This window comes from Cupriavidus sp. C2SS-8b, assembly GCF_057073745.1.
The window spans coordinates 2,204,237-2,226,861 of the sequence record NZ_CP172716.1; the positions used below are offsets into that span (position 1 = coordinate 2,204,237).

Annotated in this window: 21 protein-coding genes; 4 read left to right on the forward strand and 17 right to left on the reverse strand. The window is 66.7% G+C overall.

All coding sequences use genetic code 11. From position 1 onward, the window contains the following. Positions 1–4: 4 nt before the first annotated feature. Entirely contained in the window at positions 5–1,402 is a 1,398-nt protein-coding gene (rlmD, locus tag ACIGJB_RS10185; protein ID WP_483732305.1) for a 23S rRNA (uracil(1939)-C(5))-methyltransferase RlmD, read from the reverse strand. A 131-nt stretch (positions 1,403–1,533) separates the two neighbouring features. Here rlmD and ACIGJB_RS10190 point away from each other — a divergent pair, with 131 nt between their 5' ends. Beyond that, a complete protein-coding gene (locus tag ACIGJB_RS10190) occupies positions 1,534–2,388 on the forward strand; it encodes an endonuclease/exonuclease/phosphatase family protein (protein WP_483729737.1) in 855 nt (284 codons plus the stop codon). Positions 2,389–2,425: 37 nt separating this feature from the next. On the opposite strand, the gene ACIGJB_RS10195 is transcribed toward ACIGJB_RS10190, so the two are convergent. From ACIGJB_RS10195 to surE, 5 genes are read right to left on the reverse strand one after another with little or no spacing between them, the layout of a single operon-like run. Further along, entirely contained in the window at positions 2,426–3,262 is an 837-nt protein-coding gene (locus ACIGJB_RS10195; RefSeq protein ID WP_483729738.1) for a 3'-5' exonuclease, read from the reverse strand. Continuing rightward, entirely contained in the window at positions 3,259–4,425 is a 1,167-nt protein-coding gene (rpoS, locus tag ACIGJB_RS10200; RefSeq protein ID WP_483729739.1) for an RNA polymerase sigma factor RpoS, read from the reverse strand. Before rpoS ends, ACIGJB_RS10195 begins: the two co-directional genes overlap by 4 nt. Before the next feature lie 6 nt (positions 4,426–4,431). Then, on the reverse strand, positions 4,432–5,292 hold the full coding sequence (locus ACIGJB_RS10205; RefSeq protein ID WP_483729740.1) for a peptidoglycan DD-metalloendopeptidase family protein: 861 nt from the start codon (positions 5,290–5,292) through the stop codon (positions 4,432–4,434). 8 nt (positions 5,293–5,300) lie between these two features. Continuing rightward, positions 5,301–6,194: a protein-L-isoaspartate(D-aspartate) O-methyltransferase gene (locus tag ACIGJB_RS10210; protein WP_483729741.1), complete on the reverse strand. Its 894-nt coding sequence runs from the start codon at positions 6,192–6,194 to the stop codon at positions 5,301–5,303. A 28-nt stretch (positions 6,195–6,222) separates the two neighbouring features. Beyond that, positions 6,223–6,975: a 5'/3'-nucleotidase SurE gene (surE, locus tag ACIGJB_RS10215; protein WP_483708483.1), complete on the reverse strand. Its 753-nt coding sequence runs from the start codon at positions 6,973–6,975 to the stop codon at positions 6,223–6,225. Between the two features lie 207 nt (positions 6,976–7,182). On the opposite strand from surE, the gene ACIGJB_RS10220 reads away from it, so the two are divergent. Next, on the forward strand, positions 7,183–8,157 hold the full coding sequence (locus ACIGJB_RS10220) for an NADPH:quinone oxidoreductase family protein (RefSeq protein ID WP_483729742.1): 975 nt from the start codon (positions 7,183–7,185) through the stop codon (positions 8,155–8,157). A 170-nt stretch (positions 8,158–8,327) separates the two neighbouring features. On the opposite strand, the gene ACIGJB_RS10225 is transcribed toward ACIGJB_RS10220, so the two are convergent. Then, positions 8,328–9,386: a porin gene (locus ACIGJB_RS10225; RefSeq protein WP_483729743.1), complete on the reverse strand. Its 1,059-nt coding sequence runs from the start codon at positions 9,384–9,386 to the stop codon at positions 8,328–8,330. Positions 9,387–9,854: 468 nt separating this feature from the next. Here ACIGJB_RS10225 and ACIGJB_RS10230 point away from each other — a divergent pair, with 468 nt between their 5' ends. Both ACIGJB_RS10230 and ACIGJB_RS10235 read left to right on the forward strand, forming a co-directional pair. Then, the gene (locus ACIGJB_RS10230) at positions 9,855–10,535 is read left to right on the forward strand and encodes a response regulator (protein WP_483729744.1); all 681 of its coding nucleotides are present in this window, start codon (positions 9,855–9,857) and stop codon (positions 10,533–10,535) included. Further along, positions 10,532–11,947 (forward strand): sensor histidine kinase N-terminal domain-containing protein, encoded by a 1,416-nt coding sequence (locus ACIGJB_RS10235; RefSeq protein WP_483729745.1) that lies wholly within the window; start codon positions 10,532–10,534, stop codon positions 11,945–11,947. Before ACIGJB_RS10230 ends, ACIGJB_RS10235 begins: the two co-directional genes overlap by 4 nt. 7 nt (positions 11,948–11,954) lie before the next feature. On the opposite strand, the gene ACIGJB_RS10240 is transcribed toward ACIGJB_RS10235, so the two are convergent. From ACIGJB_RS10240 to ACIGJB_RS10285, 10 genes are all read right to left on the reverse strand, one after another. Further along, entirely contained in the window at positions 11,955–12,746 is a 792-nt protein-coding gene (locus ACIGJB_RS10240; RefSeq protein WP_483708489.1) for an ABC transporter permease, read from the reverse strand. A 36-nt stretch (positions 12,747–12,782) separates the two neighbouring features. After that, entirely contained in the window at positions 12,783–13,595 is an 813-nt protein-coding gene (locus ACIGJB_RS10245) for an ABC transporter ATP-binding protein (protein WP_483729746.1), read from the reverse strand. Positions 13,596–13,731: 136 nt separating this feature from the next. After that, a complete protein-coding gene (locus tag ACIGJB_RS10250; protein WP_483729747.1) occupies positions 13,732–14,775 on the reverse strand; it encodes an ABC transporter substrate-binding protein in 1,044 nt (347 codons plus the stop codon). A gap of 166 nt (positions 14,776–14,941) precedes the next feature. Next, positions 14,942–15,955 (reverse strand): Bug family tripartite tricarboxylate transporter substrate binding protein, encoded by a 1,014-nt coding sequence (locus ACIGJB_RS10255; protein WP_483729748.1) that lies wholly within the window; start codon positions 15,953–15,955, stop codon positions 14,942–14,944. Positions 15,956–16,030: 75 nt separating this feature from the next. Then, positions 16,031–17,005 (reverse strand): hydroxymethylglutaryl-CoA lyase, encoded by a 975-nt coding sequence (locus ACIGJB_RS10260; RefSeq protein WP_483729749.1) that lies wholly within the window; start codon positions 17,003–17,005, stop codon positions 16,031–16,033. Next, positions 17,002–18,198, reverse strand: coding sequence for a CaiB/BaiF CoA transferase family protein (locus tag ACIGJB_RS10265; RefSeq protein WP_483729750.1), 1,197 nt, complete (start codon positions 18,196–18,198; stop codon positions 17,002–17,004). Before ACIGJB_RS10265 ends, ACIGJB_RS10260 begins: the two co-directional genes overlap by 4 nt. 148 nt (positions 18,199–18,346) lie before the next feature. Next, positions 18,347–19,252, reverse strand: a complete 906-nt coding sequence (locus tag ACIGJB_RS10270) for a LysR family transcriptional regulator (RefSeq protein WP_483708496.1) — start codon at positions 19,250–19,252, stop codon at positions 18,347–18,349. 43 nt (positions 19,253–19,295) lie between these two features. Beyond that, positions 19,296–19,910, reverse strand: coding sequence for a recombination mediator RecR (recR, locus tag ACIGJB_RS10275; protein ID WP_483729751.1), 615 nt, complete (start codon positions 19,908–19,910; stop codon positions 19,296–19,298). 58 nt (positions 19,911–19,968) lie between these two features. Then, on the reverse strand, positions 19,969–20,295 hold the full coding sequence (locus tag ACIGJB_RS10280) for a YbaB/EbfC family nucleoid-associated protein (protein WP_092289733.1): 327 nt from the start codon (positions 20,293–20,295) through the stop codon (positions 19,969–19,971). A gap of 64 nt (positions 20,296–20,359) precedes the next feature. Next, positions 20,360–22,546 (reverse strand): DNA polymerase III subunit gamma/tau, encoded by a 2,187-nt coding sequence (locus tag ACIGJB_RS10285; protein WP_483729752.1) that lies wholly within the window; start codon positions 22,544–22,546, stop codon positions 20,360–20,362. Positions 22,547–22,625: the final 79 nt, after the last annotated feature.

The window sequence follows — 22,625 nt, forward strand, 5'->3', positions numbered from 1 at the left end:
CGACTCAACCCCGCTCGAACACGGCGATCGACTCGACGTGCGAGGTATGCGGGAACATGTTAACGACGCCCGCGCCCACCAGTCGGTAGCCAGCCTCATGCACCAGCAGGCCAGCATCGCGGGCCAGCGTCGACGGGCTGCATGAAACGTAGACGATCCGGCTCGGAAGCACGTCGCTGCCCTGCTGCGCCAGTTCACCAAGCGCCTTGCACACCGCCAGCGCGCCCTCGCGCGGCGGATCGACCAGCCAGCGGTCAAAGCGGCCCAGCGCGGCGATATCGTCGGCCGTGACTTCAAACAGATTGCGGCAGGCGAATTCCGTCTTGTGCGCCAGCCCGTTGTGACCGGCATTGGCCAGCGCGCGGGTCGTCAGCGCTTCGCTGCCTTCAATGCCCATGACCGAGCGGCCTTGCGTCGCCAGCGGCAGCGTGAAGTTGCCGATGCCGCAGAACAGGTCGAGCAGGCGGTCATCCGGCTTCGCGTCCAGCAGGCGCAAAGCACGGCCAATGAGCACGCGGTTGATCTGGTGGTTGACCTGCGTGAAGTCGGTCGGCTTGAACGGCATGCGGATGCCGAACTCCGGCAGCGTATAGGCCAGCTCCCGGTCAAGCGGATAGAACGGCGCAACGGTATCCGGCCCCTTGGGCTGCAGCCAGAACTGGACGTTGTGCTGATCGGCGAACGCGCGCAGCAGACCCTTGTCTGCCTCGGTCAGCGGCTCAAGAATACGCAGCACCAGCGCCGTGACTTCGTGACCGACCGCCAGCTCGATTTGCGGCATGCGGTCGAGGATCGAGAGACTCCCCACCAGTTCGCGCAACAGCACTAGCATCGCGGAGACATGTGGCGGGAGAATCTCGCAGCTCTTCATATCCGCGACATAGCTGCTCTTGCGTTCGTGGAAGCCGACCAGTACCCCGCCCTTCTTGGCGACGTGCCGTACAGTCAGGCGCGCCCGATAGCGGTAGCCCCAGTCCGGACCGGCAATGGGCCGGAACATCACTTCCGGGCGGACTTTCGACAGATGCCAGAGATTGTCTTCCAGCACGCGCTGCTTGATGGCGAGCTGCGCGCGCGAGTCCAGATGCTGCATCGAGCATCCGCCGCAGATGCCGAAATACTGGCAGCCCGGCTTGACCCGCATGACGGATTCCTGCCGGATTTCGAGCAGGTGAGCCTGCTCGTAGCTCGGCTTGCGGCGATAGCTCTTGTAGCTCACGGTCTCGCCGGGCAGCGCGCCCTCGACGAAGATCACCTTGCCGGGCGTCCCGTCCTCATTGACCAGGCGACCGACGCCGCGGGCCTCCATGTCGAGGCTTTCGATGGAGACCACGGGATCGGCACCGGGCGCGGCGGCCGCGGGAGCGGGATTGGCAGATACAGCACGCGGCGTTGCCGGCATTTCTTGCGGAGAGGACACGACTTGGGACACCAGACGAAACCTGACGTATTGTTTTGCGAAAGCGCGATTGTAGTCCAGACACGCAGTGCGAAACCGGTCGAACGGTGGCGCACCGCGAAAGGAGCCATGCCATGGAACTGATTTCGTGGAATATCCAGTGGGGCCGGGGCGCCGACGGACAGGTCGACCTGTCGCGCAGCGTGGCCACCATGCGCGCGATGGCAGACGCCGACGTCATCTGCCTGCAGGAAGTCACACGCGGCTTTGGCGATCTGCGCGGGGCTCCCGGTGCCGATCAGGTGGCGGAGCTGGCGGCGCTGCTGCCGGGCTATCGCGTGATGTTCGCCCCCGCCGTCGACCGCTTCGGCAGCAACGGCGGTCCGCGCCAGTTCGGCAATGTGATCGCCACGCGGCTACAGGTGCATGAGGTATTCCGCCACGCCCTGCCCTGGCCGCCCGATCCCGATGTGGCATCGATGCCCCGCGTGGCACTGGAAGCCACTGTTCAATCGGGAAGCAAACTCCTGCGCGTCATCTGTACGCACCTGGAATACTATTCGGCGACCCAGCGTGCGGCCCAGGCCGATGCCTTGCGCAACTGGCACGCCGAGGCCTGCGGCCACGCGCGCAAGCCCGGTCGCAGCGAATCCACACCGGGACCGTTCACGCCGGAACCCCGGCCATCAGAAGCCGTCCTGTGCGGCGACTTCAACAGCAAACCCTCCGACATTGCCTACCGGCGCGTGCTGGAGCCTTTCGACGATGGCACCACGCCATGGCGCGACGCATGGCTGCTCAGGCATCCGGGCAAGCCGCACGCGCCCACCTGCGCCATGTACGACAAGGAGCAATGGCCTGAGCCGCCCTTCGCCTGCGATTTCGTCTTCGTGACGGAGAATCTTGCCGGCCAGGTCAGCCGGTGCGAGGTCAATGCCGCGACGAAGGACTCGGACCACCAGCCCATCGTGCTGTCACTGGACATCTGAGCTGAAGCGGGCCCGCGCGACCGGGCCCGCCGGTGACTCAGTCCAGCTCTTCGTCTTCCGGCGTCAGGCGCTTCAGGCGGAACGCCTGGAGGTATTCCATCCATTGCTCGCCCGGCAATTCGGCGAGCGACTCCTGCACCAGCTCCATCTCCAGGTCGAACTCGCGCGGCGTCACGCCGCCACGCATCAGCTGGAAGCGGCAGTACATCAAATACGTATTGACGACGTCGGTCTCGCAGTACGCGCGGATGGATTCGAGCTGGCCATCCTGGAACGCGCGCCATACCTTGCTGCCGTCCATGCCCATCTTGCCGGGGAAGCCGCACAGCTTGGCCAGGTCATCCAGCGGTGCGCTGGCGCGCGGCTGGTACATGGCAAGCAGGTCCATCAGGTCCAGGTGCCGCATGTGGTAGCGGCTGATGTAGTTATTCCACTTGAAATCGCGGCTGTCGTCCTCGCGGCCCTCGCCCATTTCCCAGTAGCGAGGCGCGGCAACGCCGTGGACCAGGCCACGGTAGTGCAGCACGGGCAAGTCGAAGCCGCCGCCATTCCACGACACCAGTTGCGGGCTGTAACGTGCGATCAGTTCGTAGAATTTCTGGATCAGCGTCGCTTCGCCATCCTCCAGGGTTCCCAGCGAGCCGACATGGAAGACGGCCGATCCGTCGCGCTGCGTACGGCGCAACACGCAGGAAATCGCTGCCACGCGCTGCAGGTAGTGCGGCAGGAAATCGCTTCCGGTCTTTTCGCGGCGGGCTGAGAACGCATGCTCGGCGACTTCGTCGTCGCTCATCGATGCGGGATGGTCATGCAAACGGCGCAGGCCGTCGACATCGGGAATGGTCTCGATGTCGAATACCAGCACAGGAGTCATAGAACAGCGTCCTTCCTGACACCTTGCGATGCGAAATGCCGCTTGAGCTTGACCAGGGCTTCCTGCTGGATCTGGCGCACGCGCTCGCGCGTCAGGCCCATTTCCTCGGCCAGCTCTTCGAGCGTGGCAGGTTCAATATGGTTGAGCCCGAAGCGGCGCTCCACCACATAGCGGTGCTTTTCCGACAAGCGGGCCAGCCACAGCTTCATCAGCCCTTCGAGCTCGCGGTGCGCGACCTCCTGGTCCGGCGCGGCATTGTGCTCGTCGGAAAGGAAGTCCAGCAGGCTGGAGCCCGGGTCCAGGTCAAACGGCGTATCGAGCGAGGTGGTATGTTCGTTAAGCGCCAGCACGTCCTGCACTTCGTCAGGCGTCTTGCCCAGCAGGTGGGCAATATCTTCGAGGCTGGCGTCGCGTCCGTCGGTGCCGCCTTTTTCCAGGTGCCGCTTTGCACGCAGCACCTGGTTGAGCTCACGGATCACGTGGACCGGCAAGCGTACCGTGCGCGCCTGGTTCATGATGGCGCGCTCGATGCTCTGGCGGATCCACCAGGTCGCATAAGTGGAAAAACGAAAGCCGCGCGACGGATCGAATTTCTCGATCGCGTGCATCAGGCCGAGGTTGCCTTCCTCGATCAGGTCCAGCAGCGGCACGCCGCGGTTAAGGTATCCCTTGGCGATACTCACGACCAGGCGCAAGTTACGCTCGATCATGACCTGCCGCGCGGAAAAATCGCCGTCCTTGGCCAACGTCGAGAAATGCAGCTCCTCGGGCGCCGACAGCAGCGGCTTGATGCTGATGCGGTTCAGGTAGTGCTGGACCGTATCGGCAGCCAGTTCCGTGTGCAGGACCGTGCGGAAGTCATCGTGCTCTGCCGCGGCGGGCTCGGCGCCATTCTCGCCCTCGCTCTCTTCTTCCTCTTCTGCCTCATCGTCGTCGTCATCGCGCAGTTGGCGATCGTTGTCGTCGCTGAGCAGGTCGGCCTCGCGCAGGCCGACCGCCGCGGTGGTCGCGATCGGTTCATCGGTGACGGGGAGCAGATCAGCGCCGACGTCGTCCAGATCAACGCGATCGTCGGCATGGGCCACACCAGCCTTCACTTCCGGCTGCTTGGGACGGCGGGCCCTGCTGGCGGTTCCGGAGGAGACAGTTTTCTGGCGTGGCATGAACCCTCACTGTGGCGGCAGATACCGCATCGGATCAACCGGTTTTCCGTTCTTGCGAACTTCGAAGTGAAGCTTTACCCGGTCGGTATCACTGTTGCCCATCTCCGCAATCTTCTGTCCCTTGCGGACCGTTGATTGCTCTGCCACCAGCACCTTGTCATTGTGGCCGTAGGCAGTAAGAAATGTCTCATTGTGTTTGATGATGACAAGATTCCCGTAGCCGCGCAAGGGGCCAACGTGAATCACCCGACCGTCGTCGGCAGCCAGCACGGCATCGCCTTTCTTGCCCGCAATATCGATGCCTTTATTACTCTTGTCATCAAATTTACCGATCAGTTGGCCGGTTGCCGGCCACGCCAGTTTCATCGCCCCGTCGGCGACCGGCGCGGACGTGCTGGCGGACGCTGCGGCACCTGCCGCGGGCGCGGCGGCGGTCGGCGCAGGCGGCACCGGCGTGCCAGCCGGACGCGCCTGGTCAAGCGGCTGCCCCTGGATCGAACCCGGCGCCACCGGCGTGGTGGTCACGCCCTGGCCGGCATTGACGTCCGCGCCAGGCGGGACGACACGCAACAACTGGCCCACCTCGATCTGGTTGGCGTTGCTGATATTGTTCCAGCCCGCGACATCGCGATACGACTGGCCGTTCTCGAGCGCGATGCGGTAAAGGGTATCGCCTCTCTTGACCCGATAGTATCCGGGAGGTGCCGGTTCCAGCGGCGCAGCCGCCGTGCTGGCGGTCGAGGTGCGGTCCACCACGGGCGCCGGCATCGGCGAATTGGCGCAGGCGGCCAACAGCGTCGCCAGCGTGGAAGCCGCCACAAGCTGGCCAGCGCGTGCAAAGTGATGCGAATTCACGATCTTGTGCATAGTTCGACTCAGATGGTGCCCGATTTTAAGGGCACAAAGAAAACGGCTTCAAGCGCGGTCCGGTGAAAGCGATGCCGATTGAGCCGCTCGATCAGCAGGAGCTGCTGCGTGACCGTCTGGCCCGTCGCTCCCGGTGGCGGCATCAGCGCCACTGGCGCGATCAGCCGGCCGCCAATGGCAAGCTGCTCGAGCAGGGCCTGTGGCACGTCCATGCCGGCCGCGGCAAGGATGATGGCCGAGAACGGCGCCGCCTGCGGCAGGCCGAGCATGCCATCGCCATAATGCAGCCGCAGGTTTGGCACGCGCAGCGGCCGCAGGTTCGCTTTCGCCTGCTCATGCAGCGGACGGATGCGCTCGATGGAAAAAACTTCACGCGCGACCAGGCTCAGCACCGCGGCCTGGTAGCCGCAGCCGGTGCCGATCTCCAGCACGCGCTCCAGGGGGGTGGCCGCCGGCAGTCCCTCGCGCAGGAGTTCGATCATGCGCGCGACCACCGACGGCTTCGAGATGGTTTGCTGATGCCCAATGGGCAACGCGGCATCCTCATAGGCCTGCGATGCCAGCCCTGGCTCGACGAACAGATGACGCGGCACGGTGCCGATGGCGGCCAGCACGCGTTCGTCGCGAATCCCCCCGGCACGCAGCCGCGCCGCCAGCGCGCCGCGCGCGCGGTCCGACGCCATGCCGCCGCCGCCCGCCGTCGCGGCCGAAGCGCGTGCCTCCACGGCACTCGCCGCGGGCGTGGGCGTGGAGGGCTGCTTGTCGCGGAGCTTGACCGGCGCCCCTGCCGGGCGTGGCGCGCCGACTGCCGGCATGCCGGCCGTGCGCGCCGGTTCCGGCTTGCGCTGCACGACGGCGTCCAGCGGCAGGGGAAACTTGCTGCGAGGGGGCGTTGGGCTCATCGGGGGTGAGACGCTACGGCGGGAATGGCTAGTTCAGCCACTTGGCAAGCGCGTCGAGCTGGCCGCGATGCGTCAGGTCGAGCTGCAACGGCGTCAGCGACACATAGCCCTCGCCCGTCGCGTGGAAATCGGTGCCCTCGCTCGCATCGCGTGCGTCGCCCGCCGGGCCGATCCAGTAGTTGGTATCGCCGCGCGGGTTGACTTGCGTGATCACCGGCTGCGACGGATGCCGCTTGCCCAGCCGCGTCGCGCGGTAGCCCTTGATATGTTCGAAAGGCAGGTTCGGGATATTGACGTTCAGCAGGAACGGCTCGGTGGGCGGCGTCGCAATCGCGCGCTCGACCACGGCACGTGCCACACGCGCAGCAGCGTCGAGATGCTCCCAGCCCTTGTGCACCTGCGAGAACGCAATCGAGGGAATGCCGAGCAGGTAGCCTTCGATGGCGGCTGCGACCGTGCCGGAATACAGCACGTCCTCGCCCATGTTCTGCCCCTGGTTGATGCCGGAGACCACCAGGTCGGGTTTCTCGTCGAGCAGGCCGGTCAGCGCGATATGCACGCAGTCGGTCGGCGTGCCGTTGACGAAGCGGAATCCCTTCTGCACGCCTTCACGCGCCTCGTAGATCGACAGGGGCCGCTGCAGCGTCAGCGAGTTCGAAGCCCCGCTGTGGTTTTGCTCGGGTGCAATCACCGTGATGCGCGCCAGCGGAGCGAGCGCGGCGTGCAAGACGGCGAGTCCCGGCGCGAGATAACCGTCGTCGTTGGCTAGAAGGATGTGCATCCCGCGATTGTACCTGACGGCGCCTGCACAAGCGGCCTGCGCAGGCACCGCGAAAGCTGCCGTCCCGCGTCGCCAATCGGGACGCAAACGGGTGAAAGCGGGAAAAAAAACGATCGTGCTATTTGCGCTACACTTGGCTTTGCCGTCTGGCCGCGGCCAGCGGACAGGCGCCAGCATTAATCACCCATACCTATCACCGGAGACAAGATGAAAGCCGTTCTGTGCAAAGCCTGGGGGCCGCCCGATTCCCTGACCGTCGAAACCCTGCCGGATCCGGTCCCGGACCAGGGCGAAGTGCTGATCGAGGTGAAGGCCGCCGGCGTGAACTTTCCGGACGTGCTCATCATCCAGAACAAATACCAGGCCAAGCCCGAACTGCCGTTCACGCCGGGTTCGGAACTGGCAGGCATCGTCACCGCGGTCGGCGCGGGCGTGAGCCACGTCAAGCCGGGCGACCACGTGATTGCCTATCTCGGCAATGGCGCCTTCGCCTCGCACGTGAAAGCGCCCGCCAACAAGGTCATGCCGATGCCGCCGGGCATCGATTTCGAAACCGCGGCAGCGTTCACCCTCACCTACGGCACCTCCCACCACGCGGTGGTGGACCGCGGCGAACTCAAGGCTGGCCAGACCATGCTGGTGCTGGGCGCCGCGGGTGGCGTCGGTCTTGCTGCGATCGAGATCGGCAAGGCCATCGGCGCGCGTGTCATTGCGGCGGCATCGACCGATGAAAAGCTCGCGGTCTGCAAGGAGCACGGCGCCGACGCGCTGATCAACTACAGCACCGAAGACCTGCGCGAACGCGTCAAGGCGCTGACCGACGGCAACGGCCCGGACGTGATCTACGACCCCGTTGGCGGCGTCTATGCCGAGCCGGCCTTCCGCTCGATCGGATGGCGCGGCCGCTATCTGGTGGTGGGCTTCGCCAATGGCGAGATCCCGAAGATCCCGCTGAACCTGGCGCTGCTCAAGGGCGCATCGCTGGTGGGTGTGTTCTGGGGAGATTTCGTGCGGCGCGAACCGCGAGCCAACGCGGCCAATATGGCGCAGATGCTGGGCTGGATCAAGGAAGGCAAGCTGCGTCCGCACATTTCCGCGCGCTACGCGCTGGAACAGGCGCCGCAAGCGCTCAAGGACATGGAAGCGCGCAAGGTGACCGGCAAGGTCGTGATCGTTCCCTGAAGCGGAAACGGTCATAAAAATAAGGGCGCAGTGCGTGCGGCAACGCCCTGCGCCCTCTGATGAGGCAATTCGCCCCAAGCCGTCTTCCACCTGAATGCACACCCCTACTGGCAGCGGAAGACAGTTCCCAAATCAGCAATCGGTGGATTGCTGCATCGACATGAACCTCGTCAGAAGCGGTGCTGCAGACCAGCCATCACGCCAGTCTGGCTGTTGGCATAGCCGGTGAAATCGCGCGACAGGCTGACGTTCTGGCCGTTGCGGGCCTTGGCGTAGCCGGCCGACAGATAGGCCAGCGTGCGCTTCGAGAACGAGTATTGCGCACGCAGCGAGAACAGGATCGGGTCGGCGTCGTTGCCGCCCTTGATGTTCTGCTTGTAGACCGCGCCATACAGCGTGAACGCCGGCGTGAAGTCGTAGCTGGCGCCGCCCCAGTACATGTCGCTGCGCTCCGAAGCCGCGCCCGTGGTCAGCGTGCGCTTGTAGTTGCGGTAGCCGGCGAACAGCGACAGGCTGCCGAAGTCATAGCTGGCACCAGCGTGGATGCCCTGGATGTAGTCGGTGGCATCGGCCGGCGTGGTGCTGCTGCCTGCGCCGTTCTGGCGGTCCCAGGTCGCCGCGGCGGCGAACTTGCCGGCGTTGTACCCAACACCGAGGGCATATTTGGACGACGTCTTGAAATCACCCGCCACTTCGCCCATGGCCGCGGTCGCGCCCAGCTTGAAGCCGCCGAATGCGCCGTCATAGCGGATGGCATTCGATGCGCGCGAGAACAGCCCGTCCTTGCGGCCGCCGGTGGCGGTCGAAGACGTCGCCCACGAATAGTTCGGCGCGTAGCCCATCGGATCGAAAGGCAGCATGAAGTCGTAGGTCGTGGTGAAGGTGCGGCCCATCACCACCTGGCCATAGCTGCTGCTCAGGCCGACCGTGGCACGGCGATCGAACAGCGTGCCGCTGGTATCGAGATTGCCGGTGTCGATGGCGATGCCGCTTTCCAGGTTGAAGAGAGCCTTCAGGCCACCACCCAGGTCTTCGGTACCGCGGAGGCCCCAGCGCGAGGTATTGCGGCCGCCCGACGTCAGCTTGACCACGGAGCCATTCGGCCCGGCATGGTTGACATACTCGACGCCCGCATCCACCAGGCCATACATCGTCACGCTCGACTGCGCGAAGGCCGAACCGGTACCCGTCAGACCGATGCAGGCCAGTGCCAGTGCCGTACGTTTCATGCTTTCTCTCCTTGCTTTGCTTGTTGTGGTAATGCCAGTCGCTAGCGCCGGAGGATCTTGACCGCCGGGCAAGCCGGCAGCGCATTGCGTTGGAGTCGTGGCCGCCCCGCGCCGGCCCCGGTGCCGGCAACCGTCTGCCGGCACATCCCTCGCAACTGTCCCCTGGTCGTTATGGCGTTCCGTCCGGCAAGCGGTGGAACGCTCGAATGGCGGCATCGTAGGGGAGCGGCACTTTCAGTTCGCTTTCGGGCGAACGCGCTTTGGCGCGTGTTGCGCCAACTCGGGGTTGGGAGTTTCCCTAGCTTTAAAGATCGCGCACTTCGCTGTATCAGTCTGGGCCATTCCATTTACTGAATCGCCCAGGGCTGTGCGCCGTGACGGGTCACGGACCGGCACATCCCGCTTGTGCAGCGAGCGCCGCCCAATCCATGCCGCCGCGCCGCCTGCCTTGCCGCCTTGAATTACCTGATGCGTATCCTGCTTGCCGAAGACAACGTGATGCTGGCCAACTCCCTGACGCAGGCCATGACCCAGGCCGGCTTCGCGGTCGACTGCATGCACGACGGCCGCAGCGCCGACCACCTGCTGGCCACGCAGGACTATGCGCTGCTGATCCTGGACCTGGGCCTGCCGCGCCTCGACGGCCTTGAGGTGCTGCGCCGCCTGCGCCAGCGCCGCAACCGCATGCCCGTGCTGATCCTGACCGCGCATGGCACGGTCGAAGACCGCGTGCGTGGCCTGGACCTGGGCGCGGACGACTACCTGGCCAAGCCCTTCGATCTCTCGGAACTGGAGGCGCGCGCACGTGCGCTGATTCGCCGCAGCCACGGGCACGAATCCACGCAGCTCGATTGCGGCCCGCTGCATTACGACACGATCAGCCACGCTTTCACCATCGACGGCGAACTGCTGCAGCTCACGAAGCGCGAGCGCTCGGTGCTTGAGGTGCTGATGCTGCGCGATGGCAAGGCCGTGAACAAAGCGGCCCTGTCCGAGAAGATCTTCGGCATCGACGAGTCGGTCAACCCCGATGCGATCGAGATCTACATCCACCGCCTGCGCAAGAAGCTGGACGGCAGCGGCGTGGGCATCGTCACCCTGCGGGGCCTCGGCTACCTGCTCGAAGCGCGCGCAGATCCCGCGCCATGAGCCGCCTCGGCAGGACGCCGAGCCTGCGCCTGCAACTGTCGTTGTGGCTGCTGCTGCCGCTGCTGGGATTGCTGGCACTCGATGCCTGGCTCACCTACGAGCGCGCCATGTCGGCGGCGCACACGGCCTTCGACCGCACGCTCGAAGCCTCGCTGCGCGCCATGCGCGAGGGCATTGCGCTGCGCGATGGCCGGTTGGAAATCGACGTGCCGAACCTCGCCCTGGAGCTGTTCGACGACAAGGCCGGCCCGCATGTCTTCTACCAGGTGCGCGACGACCATGGGGACACGGTCACCGGCTACAACGACCTGCCGGGGCCGCCCGGCGCGCGCCCGCCGCTGTACCGGACCGTGTTCTACGACACCGTCTTCCGCGAGCAGCCGCTGCGCATGGCGGCGCAGGCGCTGCCGGTCCACGACGTGGGCTCCGCACGCAGCCAGCTGGTATGGGTCGTCATCGGCGAAACCATCGAGCCGCGCCAGGCGCTGGCGCGGGAGATCCTGGTCGGTTCGCTGCTGCAGGAACTCGTGCTGGTGGCTCTGGCGCTGGGGATCGTCTGGCTCGGCGTACGCCGCGGCCTGCGGCCCCTGCACCGCCTGTCCGATACCGTGGCGTCGCGCAGCGCCAGCCAGCTCGATCCGATCGAGCACCGCGACCTGCCGTCGGAGATGAAGCCGCTGGTGCGCGCGCTCAACCAGTACGTCGACCGCCTGCACCGCATGCTGCAGGCGCGCAAGCGCTTCTTCGCCGATGCCGCGCACCAGCTCAAGACGCCACTGGCCGTGATCCAGGCCGAATCCGAACTGGCGCTGCGCGAGCCCGATGGCGAGCGCGTGCGCGAACACATGCGCGTGCTGCACGGTACCGTGCGCCATGCCGCCAAGGGCGTGCAGCAACTGCTGTCGCTGTCGCGGCTGGACTCCGAAAGCGGCTACATGCCCACGCTACGCGATCTGCCGCTCGACGCCTCGGCGCGCGCGGTGGCGCTGGAATGGGCGCCGGTGGCGCGCCGCCAGGGCGTCGATCTGGGTTTCGAGGGGGACAAGCCGGCGACCGTGCTCGGGCAAACGGAACTGCTGCAGGAGCTGACCGCCAACCTGATCGACAACGCCATCCGCTATGCGGGCGATGGCGCCACCGTCACGGTCAGGGTCGCCCAGGAAACGGACGGCGCCGCCGTGCTGCAGGTGATCGACAACGGCCCTGGCATTGCGCCGGCCGAGCGCGAAGACGTGTTCCGGCGCTTTTACCGCGGCGAGAGCGGCCAGGGCGTGGAAGGCACCGGGCTTGGCCTGCCGATCGTCAGGGAGATCGCCAGGCTGCACCAGGCTGTCGCTGAACTGGACGAGACGCCCGGCGGCGGCCTGACCGTCACGGTGCGCTTCCCCGCGCGCGGCCAGTCGCTGCCCTAGCGTCCGTTCAGAGTTTTTCGGTCTCGCCGGTCTTCGGCTGCCACTTCATCAGCCGCTTTTCGCCGATACCGACCATCCAGTCCAGCACCAGCGCGAAGGCCGTCAGCACCACGATGCCCGCGAACACGGTGTTGATGTCGAAGGTGCCCTCGGCCTGCAGGATCAGGTAGCCCACGCCGCGCGCGGAGCCGAGATATTCGCCCACCACCGCGCCGACGAAGGCCAGGCCCACCGAGGTGTGCAACGACGAAAACACCCAGCTCGTCGCGCTCGGCAGGTACACGTGGCGCAGCAGTTGCTGCTGGTTGGCACCCAGCATGCGCGCGTTGGCCAGCACCACCGGGCTGACTTCCTTCACGCCCTGGTAGACGTTGAAGAACACGATGAAGAACACCAGCGTCACGGCCAACGCCACCTTGGACCAGATTCCCAGCCCAAACCACACCGCGAAGATCGGCGCCAGGATCACGCGCGGCATCGAGTTCATCGCCTTCACGTACGGGTCGAGGATGGCCGCGGTCATCGGGCTCAGCGCCAGCCACAGGCCGACGCCCAGGCCGGCCACGGTGCCGATGCCGAAAGCCAGCACCGTTTCGATCAGCGTCACGCCGAGGTGCAGGTAAATATCGCGTTCGACGATAAACCAGTTCCAGATGCGCTGCGCCACCATCAGCGGCTCGCCAAAGAAGAAGGCGATCTCTTGCGAGCGCGTGGCGAAGTGCCACACGCCGAGGATCACCACCAGGACCAGCAGCTGCCAGACGCGCAGCATGCCCTTTGAGTCAGGACGGAATGCCATGGGAATTCGGGTTCGGTATCAGATTGGCCGTCGGGTTCAGGCCGCGTTGCGCTGCTGCGCATAGCCCTTGAGGACTTCTTCGCGCAGCACGTCCCAGATTGCGGCGTGCAGCTCGACAAAGCGCGGATGGTTGCGGATCTCCGCCACGTCGCGTGGCCGCGGCAGGTCGATCGCGAACTCGCCGATCGGATGCGTGCCCGGTCCGGCGGACAGCACCACCACGCGGTCGCTCATGGCAATCGCCTCGTCGAGGTCGTGCGTGATGAACAGCACCGCCTTGCGCTTGGCCGCCCACAGGTCCAGCACCTCGTTCTCCATCAGCTGCCGCGTCTGGATATCGAGCGCGGAAAACGGCTCGTCCATCAGGATGATGTCGGGGTCCAGTACCAGCGTCTGCGCCAGGCTGACGCGCTTGCGCATGCCGCCGGAAAGCTGGTGCGGATAGCGGTCGCCGAAACCGCCCAGGCCCACGCGGCGCAGCCATTCCTCGCCCTGCTTCACCGCCTCGGCACGCGGCACGCCGCGGAACTCCAGTCCCGCCACCACGTTGTCGAGCGCGCTGCGCCACGGCATCAGCGCCTCGGCCTGGAACATGTAGCCGGCGCGCTGGTTGATGCCCCGCAGCGGCTCGCCGAAGACCGTGACCTTGCCGGTGGACGGCTCCAGCAGACCGGCGCCGACATTGAGCAGCGTGGATTTGCCGCAGCCGGTCGGGCCGACCACCGATACGAACTCGCCCGGCTGGATCGCCAGGGTAACGTCCTTGACCGCCGTATAGCGCTGGGTGCGGTCTTCGCGCGAGACAAAGGTGCAGGTGACCTTGTCGAGGGAAAGTGCGGGAGTGCTCATGGGAAACCGTCTCGTTGGCCTTGCCGCCGCGGCTTGCGCCGGCTCGGATCGAGTGAGTGAATGGCCACCGCCCCCCAAAGCAAAGGCCCGCTGCGCACAGCGGGCCGGCAACGGAGGCTGTGTGGGTGAACTGGGCTTACTTGTACTTGGCGTTGGCCTTCTGCACGAACGCGTTGGTGTACGTGTCTTCCAGCTTGATGGTCTTGCCCTTCAGTTCGGCATCGAACTGCTGGAGCATGTGCTGCGCGGTGCGCGGACCGTCGGCCGGCATCACGCCGTCCGGCGAGATCGCTTCCTTGACCTTGTCCCAGGCGGCCAGGTACAGCGCGCGGTCGCCCAGCAGGTAGCTCTCCGGCACGGTCTTGACGATGTCCGACGGGCCGGCCTTCTGCAGCCACTTCAGCGCGCGCACCATGGCATTGGTCAGCGCCTGCGTGGTATTCGGGTTCTGCTGGATGAACGCAGACGACGCGTACAGGCAGCCCGACGGCATGTTGCCGCCAAACACCGATTGCGTGTCCTTGAGCGTGCGGGTATCCGATGCGATGCGGACTTCGTTCTTCTGCGTCAGCATCGAGATCACTGGGTCCAGGTTGGCCATGGCATCGATCTGGCCCGAACGCATCGCCGCCACCGCGCCGGCGCTGGCGCCGACGCCGATGAACGACACGTCCGACGGCTTGAGGCCGGCCTTGGCCAGCACGAAGTTCGCCATCATGTTGGTCGACGAGCCCGGCGCGGTCACGCCGATCTTCTTGCCCTTCAGGTCGGCGACCGACTTGAAGTTCGGCATGGTCTTGTTCGACACCACCAGCACGATCTGCGGCGCGCGGCCCTGGAGCACGAACTCCTGGTAGCGCTGGCCCTTGGCTTGCAGGCCGATGGTGTGCTCGTACGCGCCGGACACCACGTCCGCGCTGCCGCCCACCACGGCCTGAAGCGCCTTGGCGCCGCCGGCGAAGTCGACGATGTCGACGTCCAGCCCTTCATCCTTGAAGTAGCCAAGCCGCTCGGCGATGGTCAGCGGCAGGTAATAGAACAGGTTCTTGCCGCCGACGGCAATCGTGACCTTGGTCTTTTCCGGCTTGCCCTGTGCCTGCGCCTGGCCGAAGGTGAGCCACCCTGCCAGGAACAACGCCGGCGCGATCAGCAACTGTTTCCAGAATTTCTTGTTATCCATTTGATTCTCCTGCCCGTTGGGGTCTGCAAACGGCGTGCCGCGCGGCGGCTCAGTGCGATGCTAGCGGACCCTTCACGGACCCGCATCGGGGCGAACACCTAAAGCCGGCCAAATGGCAGCCGGCCCCAGCTTACGCCCCTTAGCTTTCGATCGGCTTGCCGTCCGCTTACTCGGCGTGGATGTCGGCGGACTTGATGACCTTGGCCCAGCGCGCCAGTTCTGCCTTCTGGTACTGCGCCAGCTGCTGCGGCCCCATGAAATCAGCTTGCGCGCCGAGTTCCTCGGCCTTCTTGCGGAACGCTTCAGTGCGCATGATCTTTTCGATTTCGCCAACCAGCTTGTCGATCACGGGCTTGGGCGTGCCCGCCGGTGCGTACATGGCGAACCACGACGACACGTCCAGGTCGGGGTAGCCCGCTTCCGGCGCCGACGGCACGTCCTTCAGGCTGGGCAGCCGGGTCTTGCTGGTCACCACGAGCGGGCGCAGCTTGCCCGCGGCGATATGGCCCATCAGCGGCGGCGGCGTGGTCATGGTCATGTCGACGTTGCCGCCGAGCAGGTCGGTCATCGCCGGCCCCGTACCCTTGTACGGCACGTGGGTGATGTGGATCCCCGCCATCTGGTTCAGCAACTCGGTCGAGACATGCTGCAGCGAGCCGTTGCCCGATGACGCGTAGTTCAGCTTGTCCGGATGGCTCTTGGCATAGGCCACCAGCTCCTTGAGCGACTTGACCGGCAGCCCCTGGCGCACCACCAGCACCTGCGGCGCCGACAGCAGATTGGCCACCGGCGCGAAATCCTTGACCGGGTCCCACGGCAGGTTCTTCACCAGCAGCGGCGTAATGACGTGGAAGCCCGAGTACTGCACCAGCAGCGTGTAGCCATCGGGCTTGGCCCGTGCCACGACCTGCGCGGCGATGCTGCCGTTGCCGCCCGGGCGGTTGTCCACGACCACGGCCTGCCCCAGGGCCTTGGCCAGCGGCTCGGAAATCATGCGGGCCGCGAGATCGGTGGTGCCGCCGGCTGCGGCCGACACCACCAGCGTGACGGGGCGCGCCGGGTAGCTGCCGTCCTGGGCAAAGGCATGCGGGGTCGTCGCCGCGATGACGCCACCAACGGCGAGCATGGCTGCCGCCATCAGCTTGCGGCGTGCAGGCAGGAAGAAAAAAGCTTGCTTCATGGAATGTCTCCGGTATCGTATTGCTGATTTTTTATGGTGACGCGCGCCTTCCGGCCGCGCGCTTGCCGCAGGGAGCTAGTCCTGTCCGGCGAAGTGGTCAGCCAGCCAGGCCGGCGGCTGATGGGTGCGCAGGCGCGGACCGGCGCGCAGCAGCTGGCTGCCGATCTCGCGGTCCACCAGCGCCGGAATGCCGGCCACGACGTCAAGCAGCGCCGGCAGGTCCACGCCCGTCTGCACGCCCATGCAGGCGAACATGTGCGCGAGTTCCTCGGTGCCGACGTTGCCGCTGGCGCCCGGCGCATAAGGGCAGCCTCCCAAACCGCCGGCGGCGGCATCGAAGCGCGTGACGCCGGTTTCCCATGCCGCCACCGCATTGGCCAGCCCCATGCCGCGCGTGTTGTGCAGATGGATGGTCAGCCCCGCATCCGGCAAGCGCTGCTGGAACTGCTCGCACAGCTGCGCCACCTGGTTCGGATAAGCCATGCCGGTGGTGTCGCAAAGCGTGATGCCTTCCGCGCCGGCCTGCGCAAAGGTCTCGGCCAGCGCCATCACCGCATCGCTGTCGACCTCGCCCTCGAACGGGCAGCCGAACACCGTCGACAACGACACGTTGACCGGCACGCCGGCGGCGCGCGCCTCGGCGATCATCGCCAGCAACTGCGCCTGCGATTGCTTGCGCGTCATGCGCAGGTTGGCGCGGTTGTGGGTTTCGCTGACCGACATCACCAGGTTGACCTCGTCCGGCCGGCACGACAGCGCGCGTTCCAGGCCGCGCAGGTTCGGCACCAGCGCGGTGTAGCGCACGCCGGGCTGGCGGTGCATGCGGTGCATCAGGGCCTCGGCATCGGCCAGCGCGGGGATGGCTTTGGCGGATGTGAAAGACGTTGCTTCGATCCGTGCGAAGCCGCAAGCGGACAACGCATCGAGGAAGGCCACCTTGGCATCGGTCGGCACCACCACCGGCTCGATCTGCAGACCGTCGCGCGGCGACACCTCGTTGATCTCGATGCGGGCCGGGCCGCGCAGGGCTGAGCTTGCGGCGGCGCTCATGCGATCACCTTGCGGGCACGCAGGCCGGCAATGGCCGCGGCGTCAAACCCGGCCTGTGCCAGCACGGCATCGGTATGCTCGCCAAGCGTCGGGGCGCGGTCATGGATGCCGCCAGGACTGCCCGAGAGCTTCGGCACGACGCCGGGCACTTCCACGGTCAGGCCGCCGGCCGACGTGACCGACTCGATCACGCCACGCGCACGGTAGTGCGGGTCTTCGGCGATGTCCTTCACGGTGTAGATGCGCCCCGACGGCACCTGGGCCTCGCGCAGCACGGCCAGCACCGCATCCACGCTCTGCGTGCTGGTCCAGGCCGCAATGGCAGCGTCGATCTCGTCGACCCGTTTCACGCGGCCGTCGTTCTGCGCGAGCGCCGGATCCTCCGCCAGGTCGGCGCGGCCGATCGCATGCATCATGCGTTTGAAGATGGCATCACCATTGGCGGCCACCAGCACGTATTCGCCGCCCTGGCACGGATAGGCGTTCGACGGCGCAATGCCGGGCAGCGCGCCCCCGGCAGGCTGGCGCACCGCACCGAATGCCGAGTACTCCGGCAGCAGGCTTTCGCTCAGGTTGAACAGCGACTCATACAGCGCCACGTCGATGACCTGCCCCTCGCCGCCACGCGCATCGCGCTGGTAGAGGGCGAGCAGCACGCCCATCGCGCCGTGCAGCCCGGCGATCGTATCGCCAAGCGACAGGCCCGCGCGCACGGGTGCACGGCCCGGCTCGCCGGTCAGGTGGCGCAGGCCGGCCATGGCCTCGGCCACGGCGGCGAAGCCAGGCTCATCCTTCTTGGGGCCGGTCTGGCCATAGCCCGACACGCGCAGCATGATCAGGCGCGGATTGTCGGCGTGCAGCACGTCCCAGCCAAGGCCCCACTTCTCCATGGTGCCGGGGCGGAAATTCTCGATCAGCACGTCGGCCTCGGCGGCCAGCTTGCGCACCAGCGCCTGCCCTTCCGGCTGGCGCAGGTCGATGCAGATCGACTCCTTGTTGCGCGATTGCGCTTCCCACCACACCGAGGTGCCTTCATGCAGCATGCGCCATTTGCGCAGCGGGTCGCCCTGCCCTGGCGGCTCGACCTTCACCACGTGGGCGCCGAAGTCGGCCAGGGTCTTGGCGGCGAAAGGGCCAGCAATCAGTTGCCCGAGTTCGAGGACGCGGATGCCCTCGAGAATCTGTTGCGCCATGCTTGTCTCCGTTCCGTTGCGGCCTGTCGGTGCATCGGCCGCGATTGCGTTTCGACGGAGTGTGCCTCAGCGGCCCGCTGGCCGGAATCGGCAATCGGTGAAGCGGGCTTTCTCGGAATGCGAAAGGCCGCGGCCTTGCGTGAGGTGGCTAGAACGGCGCGCGATCGCCGCAAAGGTGCGTAATCAGCAACCGGGCAGAGACCGTCAGGCCGGCCGGATCGCGCATGCCGATCAGCAGCGAGCGCTTGGCCCAGGCATCCTGCAGCGTGACCAGCGACAGGCCCATCGACTTCACATGCGGCTCGGCGGCGATGCGCGGCAGCACGCCGACGCCCAGCCCGGCCATCACCATGCGGCACATGGCGTCGAAGCTGCGCACCTGGATGCGCAGCCGGAACGGGCGGTCCAGCCGGCTGCTTTCCTCGAGCAGGCGCGCAGCCAGCGAGGTCACCTGCGGCAGGCTGACGAAGTCGTATTCAAGCGTATCGGCGTAGCGCACCGGCCCGCGCTCCGAAAGCGGGTGGCCCGGCGGCGTGACCATGACTAGTTCGTCCTGGCGATACTCCACGGTTACCAGGCCCGCGCTCGGCGTGCGGTCGGCAAAGATGCCGACGTCGGCGCGGTTCTCGACCAGCGCCGCGACAATGTCGCTGCTGTTCTGCTCTTCCAGTTCGATGCGGATGGTCGGATGCAGCCGCATGAAGGTCGCGAGGTCATCCGGCAGGAACTGCGTGATGGCCGAGGTGTTGGAGCAGACGCGCACCTGTCCGCGCACGCCGCTCGCATAATCCGACATCACGCCGGCCATGCGCTCGACGTCCTGCAGGATGGTCAGCGCGTGGTGGAAGCAGGCCTGCCCCGCCTCGGTCAGCTGCACACCCGCAGCGTGGCGAAAGAACAGCGGCGCGCCCACGGCTGCCTCCAGATCCGAGATCCGCTTGCTGGCGGCCGCCACGGCCAGGTGCGACTGCCTGGCTCCCGCCGAAATGCTGCCCTGCCGGACCACGGCCACGAACAAGCCGAGCGTGACAAGATCGAAGCGGGCCAGGTTCATTGCAGGCGTTGGCGGAGTGGGTTGGCGGACGGAAGTCCAGGGCTCAGAGATTGCGCCGGTCCATCACCGCACGGGCAATGGTGCCGGCATCGACGTACTCGAGTTCACCGCCCACCGGCACGCCGCGCGCCAGGCGCGACACCTTGAGCCCGCGCGCCTTGAGCATTTCGCCGATGTAGTGCGCGGTCGCTTCGCCTTCGCTGGTGAAGTTGGTGGCGACGATGACTTCGTCGACCGGACCGCCCATTTCCGGATCGGTGGCACGTGCCAGCAGGCGATCGAGATGGATTTCCTTGGGACCGATGCCGTCGAGCGGCGAGAGCCGGCCCATCAGCACGAAATACTTGCCGCGATAGGTCAGCGTCTGCTCGATCATGACCTGGTCGGCGGGCGTTTCGACCACGCACAGGACCGAACCGTCGCGGCGGTCGTCCAGGCAGGTCTCGCAGATTTCCTGCTCGGTGAAGGTATTGCAGCGCGCGCAATGGCGGATATGGTCGGCCGCGCCGCGCAGGGCGTCGCCCAGCTTGCGCGCGCCTTCGCGGTCATGCTGCAGCAGGTGGTAGGCCATGCGCTGGGCGGACTTCGGCCCCACGCCGGGCAGCACCCGCAGCGCCTCGATCAGCGCCTGCAGCGAGGTCGGCGGCGAAGCCTTCACGGCTGGCCTCCCATCGTCGACATGGACATTGTGCGCATCATCGTGCCGGCCGTATCGATCAGAACGGCAGCTTGAACCCCGGCGGCAGCGGCAGGCCCGAAGTCATCGAGCCCATCTTTTCCTGCGTGGTTGCCTCGGCCTTGCGCACGGCGTCGTTGAACGCGGCGGCCACCAGGTCTTCCAGCAGGTCCTTGTCGTCGGCCAGCAGGCTCGGATCGATGGTGACGCGCTTGACGTCGTTCTTGCAGGTCATGAGCACCTTCACGAGGCCGGCGCCGGACTGGCCCTCGACTTCGATCAGGGCCAGTTGCTCCTGCATCTTCTTCATGTTTTCCTGCATTTGCTGGGCTTGCTTCATCAGCCCGGCCAGTTGACCTTTCATCATGATGGAATGCTCCTGGAATCGATAGTAAACGGATGGAAGGCCGCGCCCCGCGCAGCCCGGAAAATCAGGCGACGCGCGGCTGGATCGAGCCCGGCACGATCTGGCCGCCAAAATCGCGCAGCAGGCCTTGCACGAACGGATCGGCCTCGATATTGGCCTCGGCCTCGGCCTGGCGCTCGGCGCGGGCCTGGGCATCGGCCGCGGCGGCCGTTTCGGTGACCGCGCCGATTTCGCACAGGACACGCACTTCAACGCCGAAATGGTCGGACAGCACCTGCTGCAGGCGTTCCGCGACACCATTCTCGCCGATGGCCGCGACCGGGATGCGCAGGTGGAAGGTACGGCCCACCACCTGGGTCAATTCGCTCTGGTACGCCAGCTGCTGCGCCAGGCCCTTGATCGACAGGCTGGCAGCCAGTGCAGGCCAGGCGCCGGTGAAGACCGGCGGCGTGCCGCCTTCCGCCGCGACGGGCGGCCGTGGCGCGACCGTTGCAGCGACGGGCCGCGCGCGAGGTGCCTCGGGCGCAGGGGTTTCGGGCTTTGACTGGCGCGCGGGAGCCGACGCCTTCGGCGGCAGGCTCGCAGGCTCGCTGTCATACGGCCCAAAGGCTGGCAGGTCAGGCGGCAGGTCTTCCCACGGCGGGATGTCGCTGCCACCGGAGGCTTCCCACGGTGGCACGCTTTCCGGTTCCGGCTCGGGCTTGCGAGCCGGTGCAGGCCTTGCAGCGGGCGCAGGAGCGGGAGCGGGAGCGGAACGTGACACCGTAGTGGGTGCGGGCGCGCGCAGCGGCTGTGCCGGCTGGCGCGCAGCGCCGCCTGCCGGCGTCGGCATCGGCATCGGCATCGGCGCCGCAACTGGTGCACGACCGCCACTGCCGCCGCGAGCAGCAGATGCCTGGCGTGCCGCGGCCAGAGCCGCCCGTGCCGGCGACATCGGCGCGTCGCTACGGGCATCCGGCATGGCCGGCGCTGCAGCTACCGGCGCCTGCGCCACGGGGGCGGCTGCCGGCGGTGCGGCGGCCGCTACGGAGCGGGTTGCCGGTTCAGCGGCGACAATCGGCGCCGCAACCTGCGCGGCTGCCGCGGACCGCACGCGCGGCGTGGCGGCACCACCCACCCCCGGTGCCGTCGCCGGCAGGGGCTCCGGACTGGACGACGGGCGGAAGGCCAGCATGCGCAGCAGCGTCATGGTGAAACCCGCGTACTCGTCCGGCGCCAGCGCCAGTTCGTTGCGGCCGAGATTGGCAATCTGGTAGAACAGCTGGACTTCCTGGGCATCGAACACGCCGGCCAGCCGGCGCACGTCGCCGGCTTCCGGCCACTCTTCCTGCACAGATGCCGGCACCGCCTGCGCCAGCGCGATCTTGTGCAGCAGGGAACCGAGATCCTGCAGGGCCCCCGCGAACGACAGGCTGCGGTCGGCCATGGCATCGGCGATACCGATCAGCGCGGCGCCGTCCTCGGCCGCCAGCGCATCGAGCAGCTGTACCAGGTAACCCTGGTCGATCGCGCCCAGCATGCCGCGCACGGCCTCCTCGGAGACCTGGCCGGCGCTATAGGCAATGGCCTGGTCGGTCAGCGACAGCGCGTCGCGCATCGAGCCGTGGGCCGCCTGGGCCAGCAGGCGCAGCGCGTTGCCGTCATGGCCGATGCCTTCCTGCGCCAGGACGTTGTCCAGGTGGGACACGATCTGCGCCGGCGGCATCTGCTTGAGGTTGAACTGCAGGCAGCGCGACAGCACCGTGACCGGGATCTTCTGCGGGTCGGTGGTGGCCAGGATGAACTTGACGTGGCCGGGCGGTTCCTCCAGCGTCTTCAGCATGGCGTTGAAGGCGTGGTTGGTCAGCATGTGCACTTCGTCGATCATGTAGACCTTGAAGCGCCCCGCGGTCGGCGCGTACACCGCCTTGTCCAGCAGCTGCGCCATTTCGTCGACGCCGCGGTTGGAGGCCGCGTCCATCTCGATATAGTCGACGAAGCGGCCGCTGTCGATTTCCGTGCAGGCCTTGCACTGGCCGCACGGCTGCGCCGTGATGCCGCCGTTGCCATCAGGGCCGGTGCAGTTCAGGGCCTTGGCCAGGATCCGGGACAGCGTGGTCTTGCCGACCCCGCGCGTGCCGGTGAACAGGTAGGCGTGGTGCAGCCGTTGCTGTTCCAGCGCGTGCGTGAGCGCGCGGACCACGTGCTCCTGGCCGACCAGCGTGGTGAAATCCCTGGGGCGCCATTTGCGCGCTAGAACTTGATAACTCATGGCGGCGATTGTAGCAAAAGGCGGCGCGCCGACGGCAGCCGCCGCGGCAACCCGCCCGCCCGCCAGGCGTGGCGCCGCC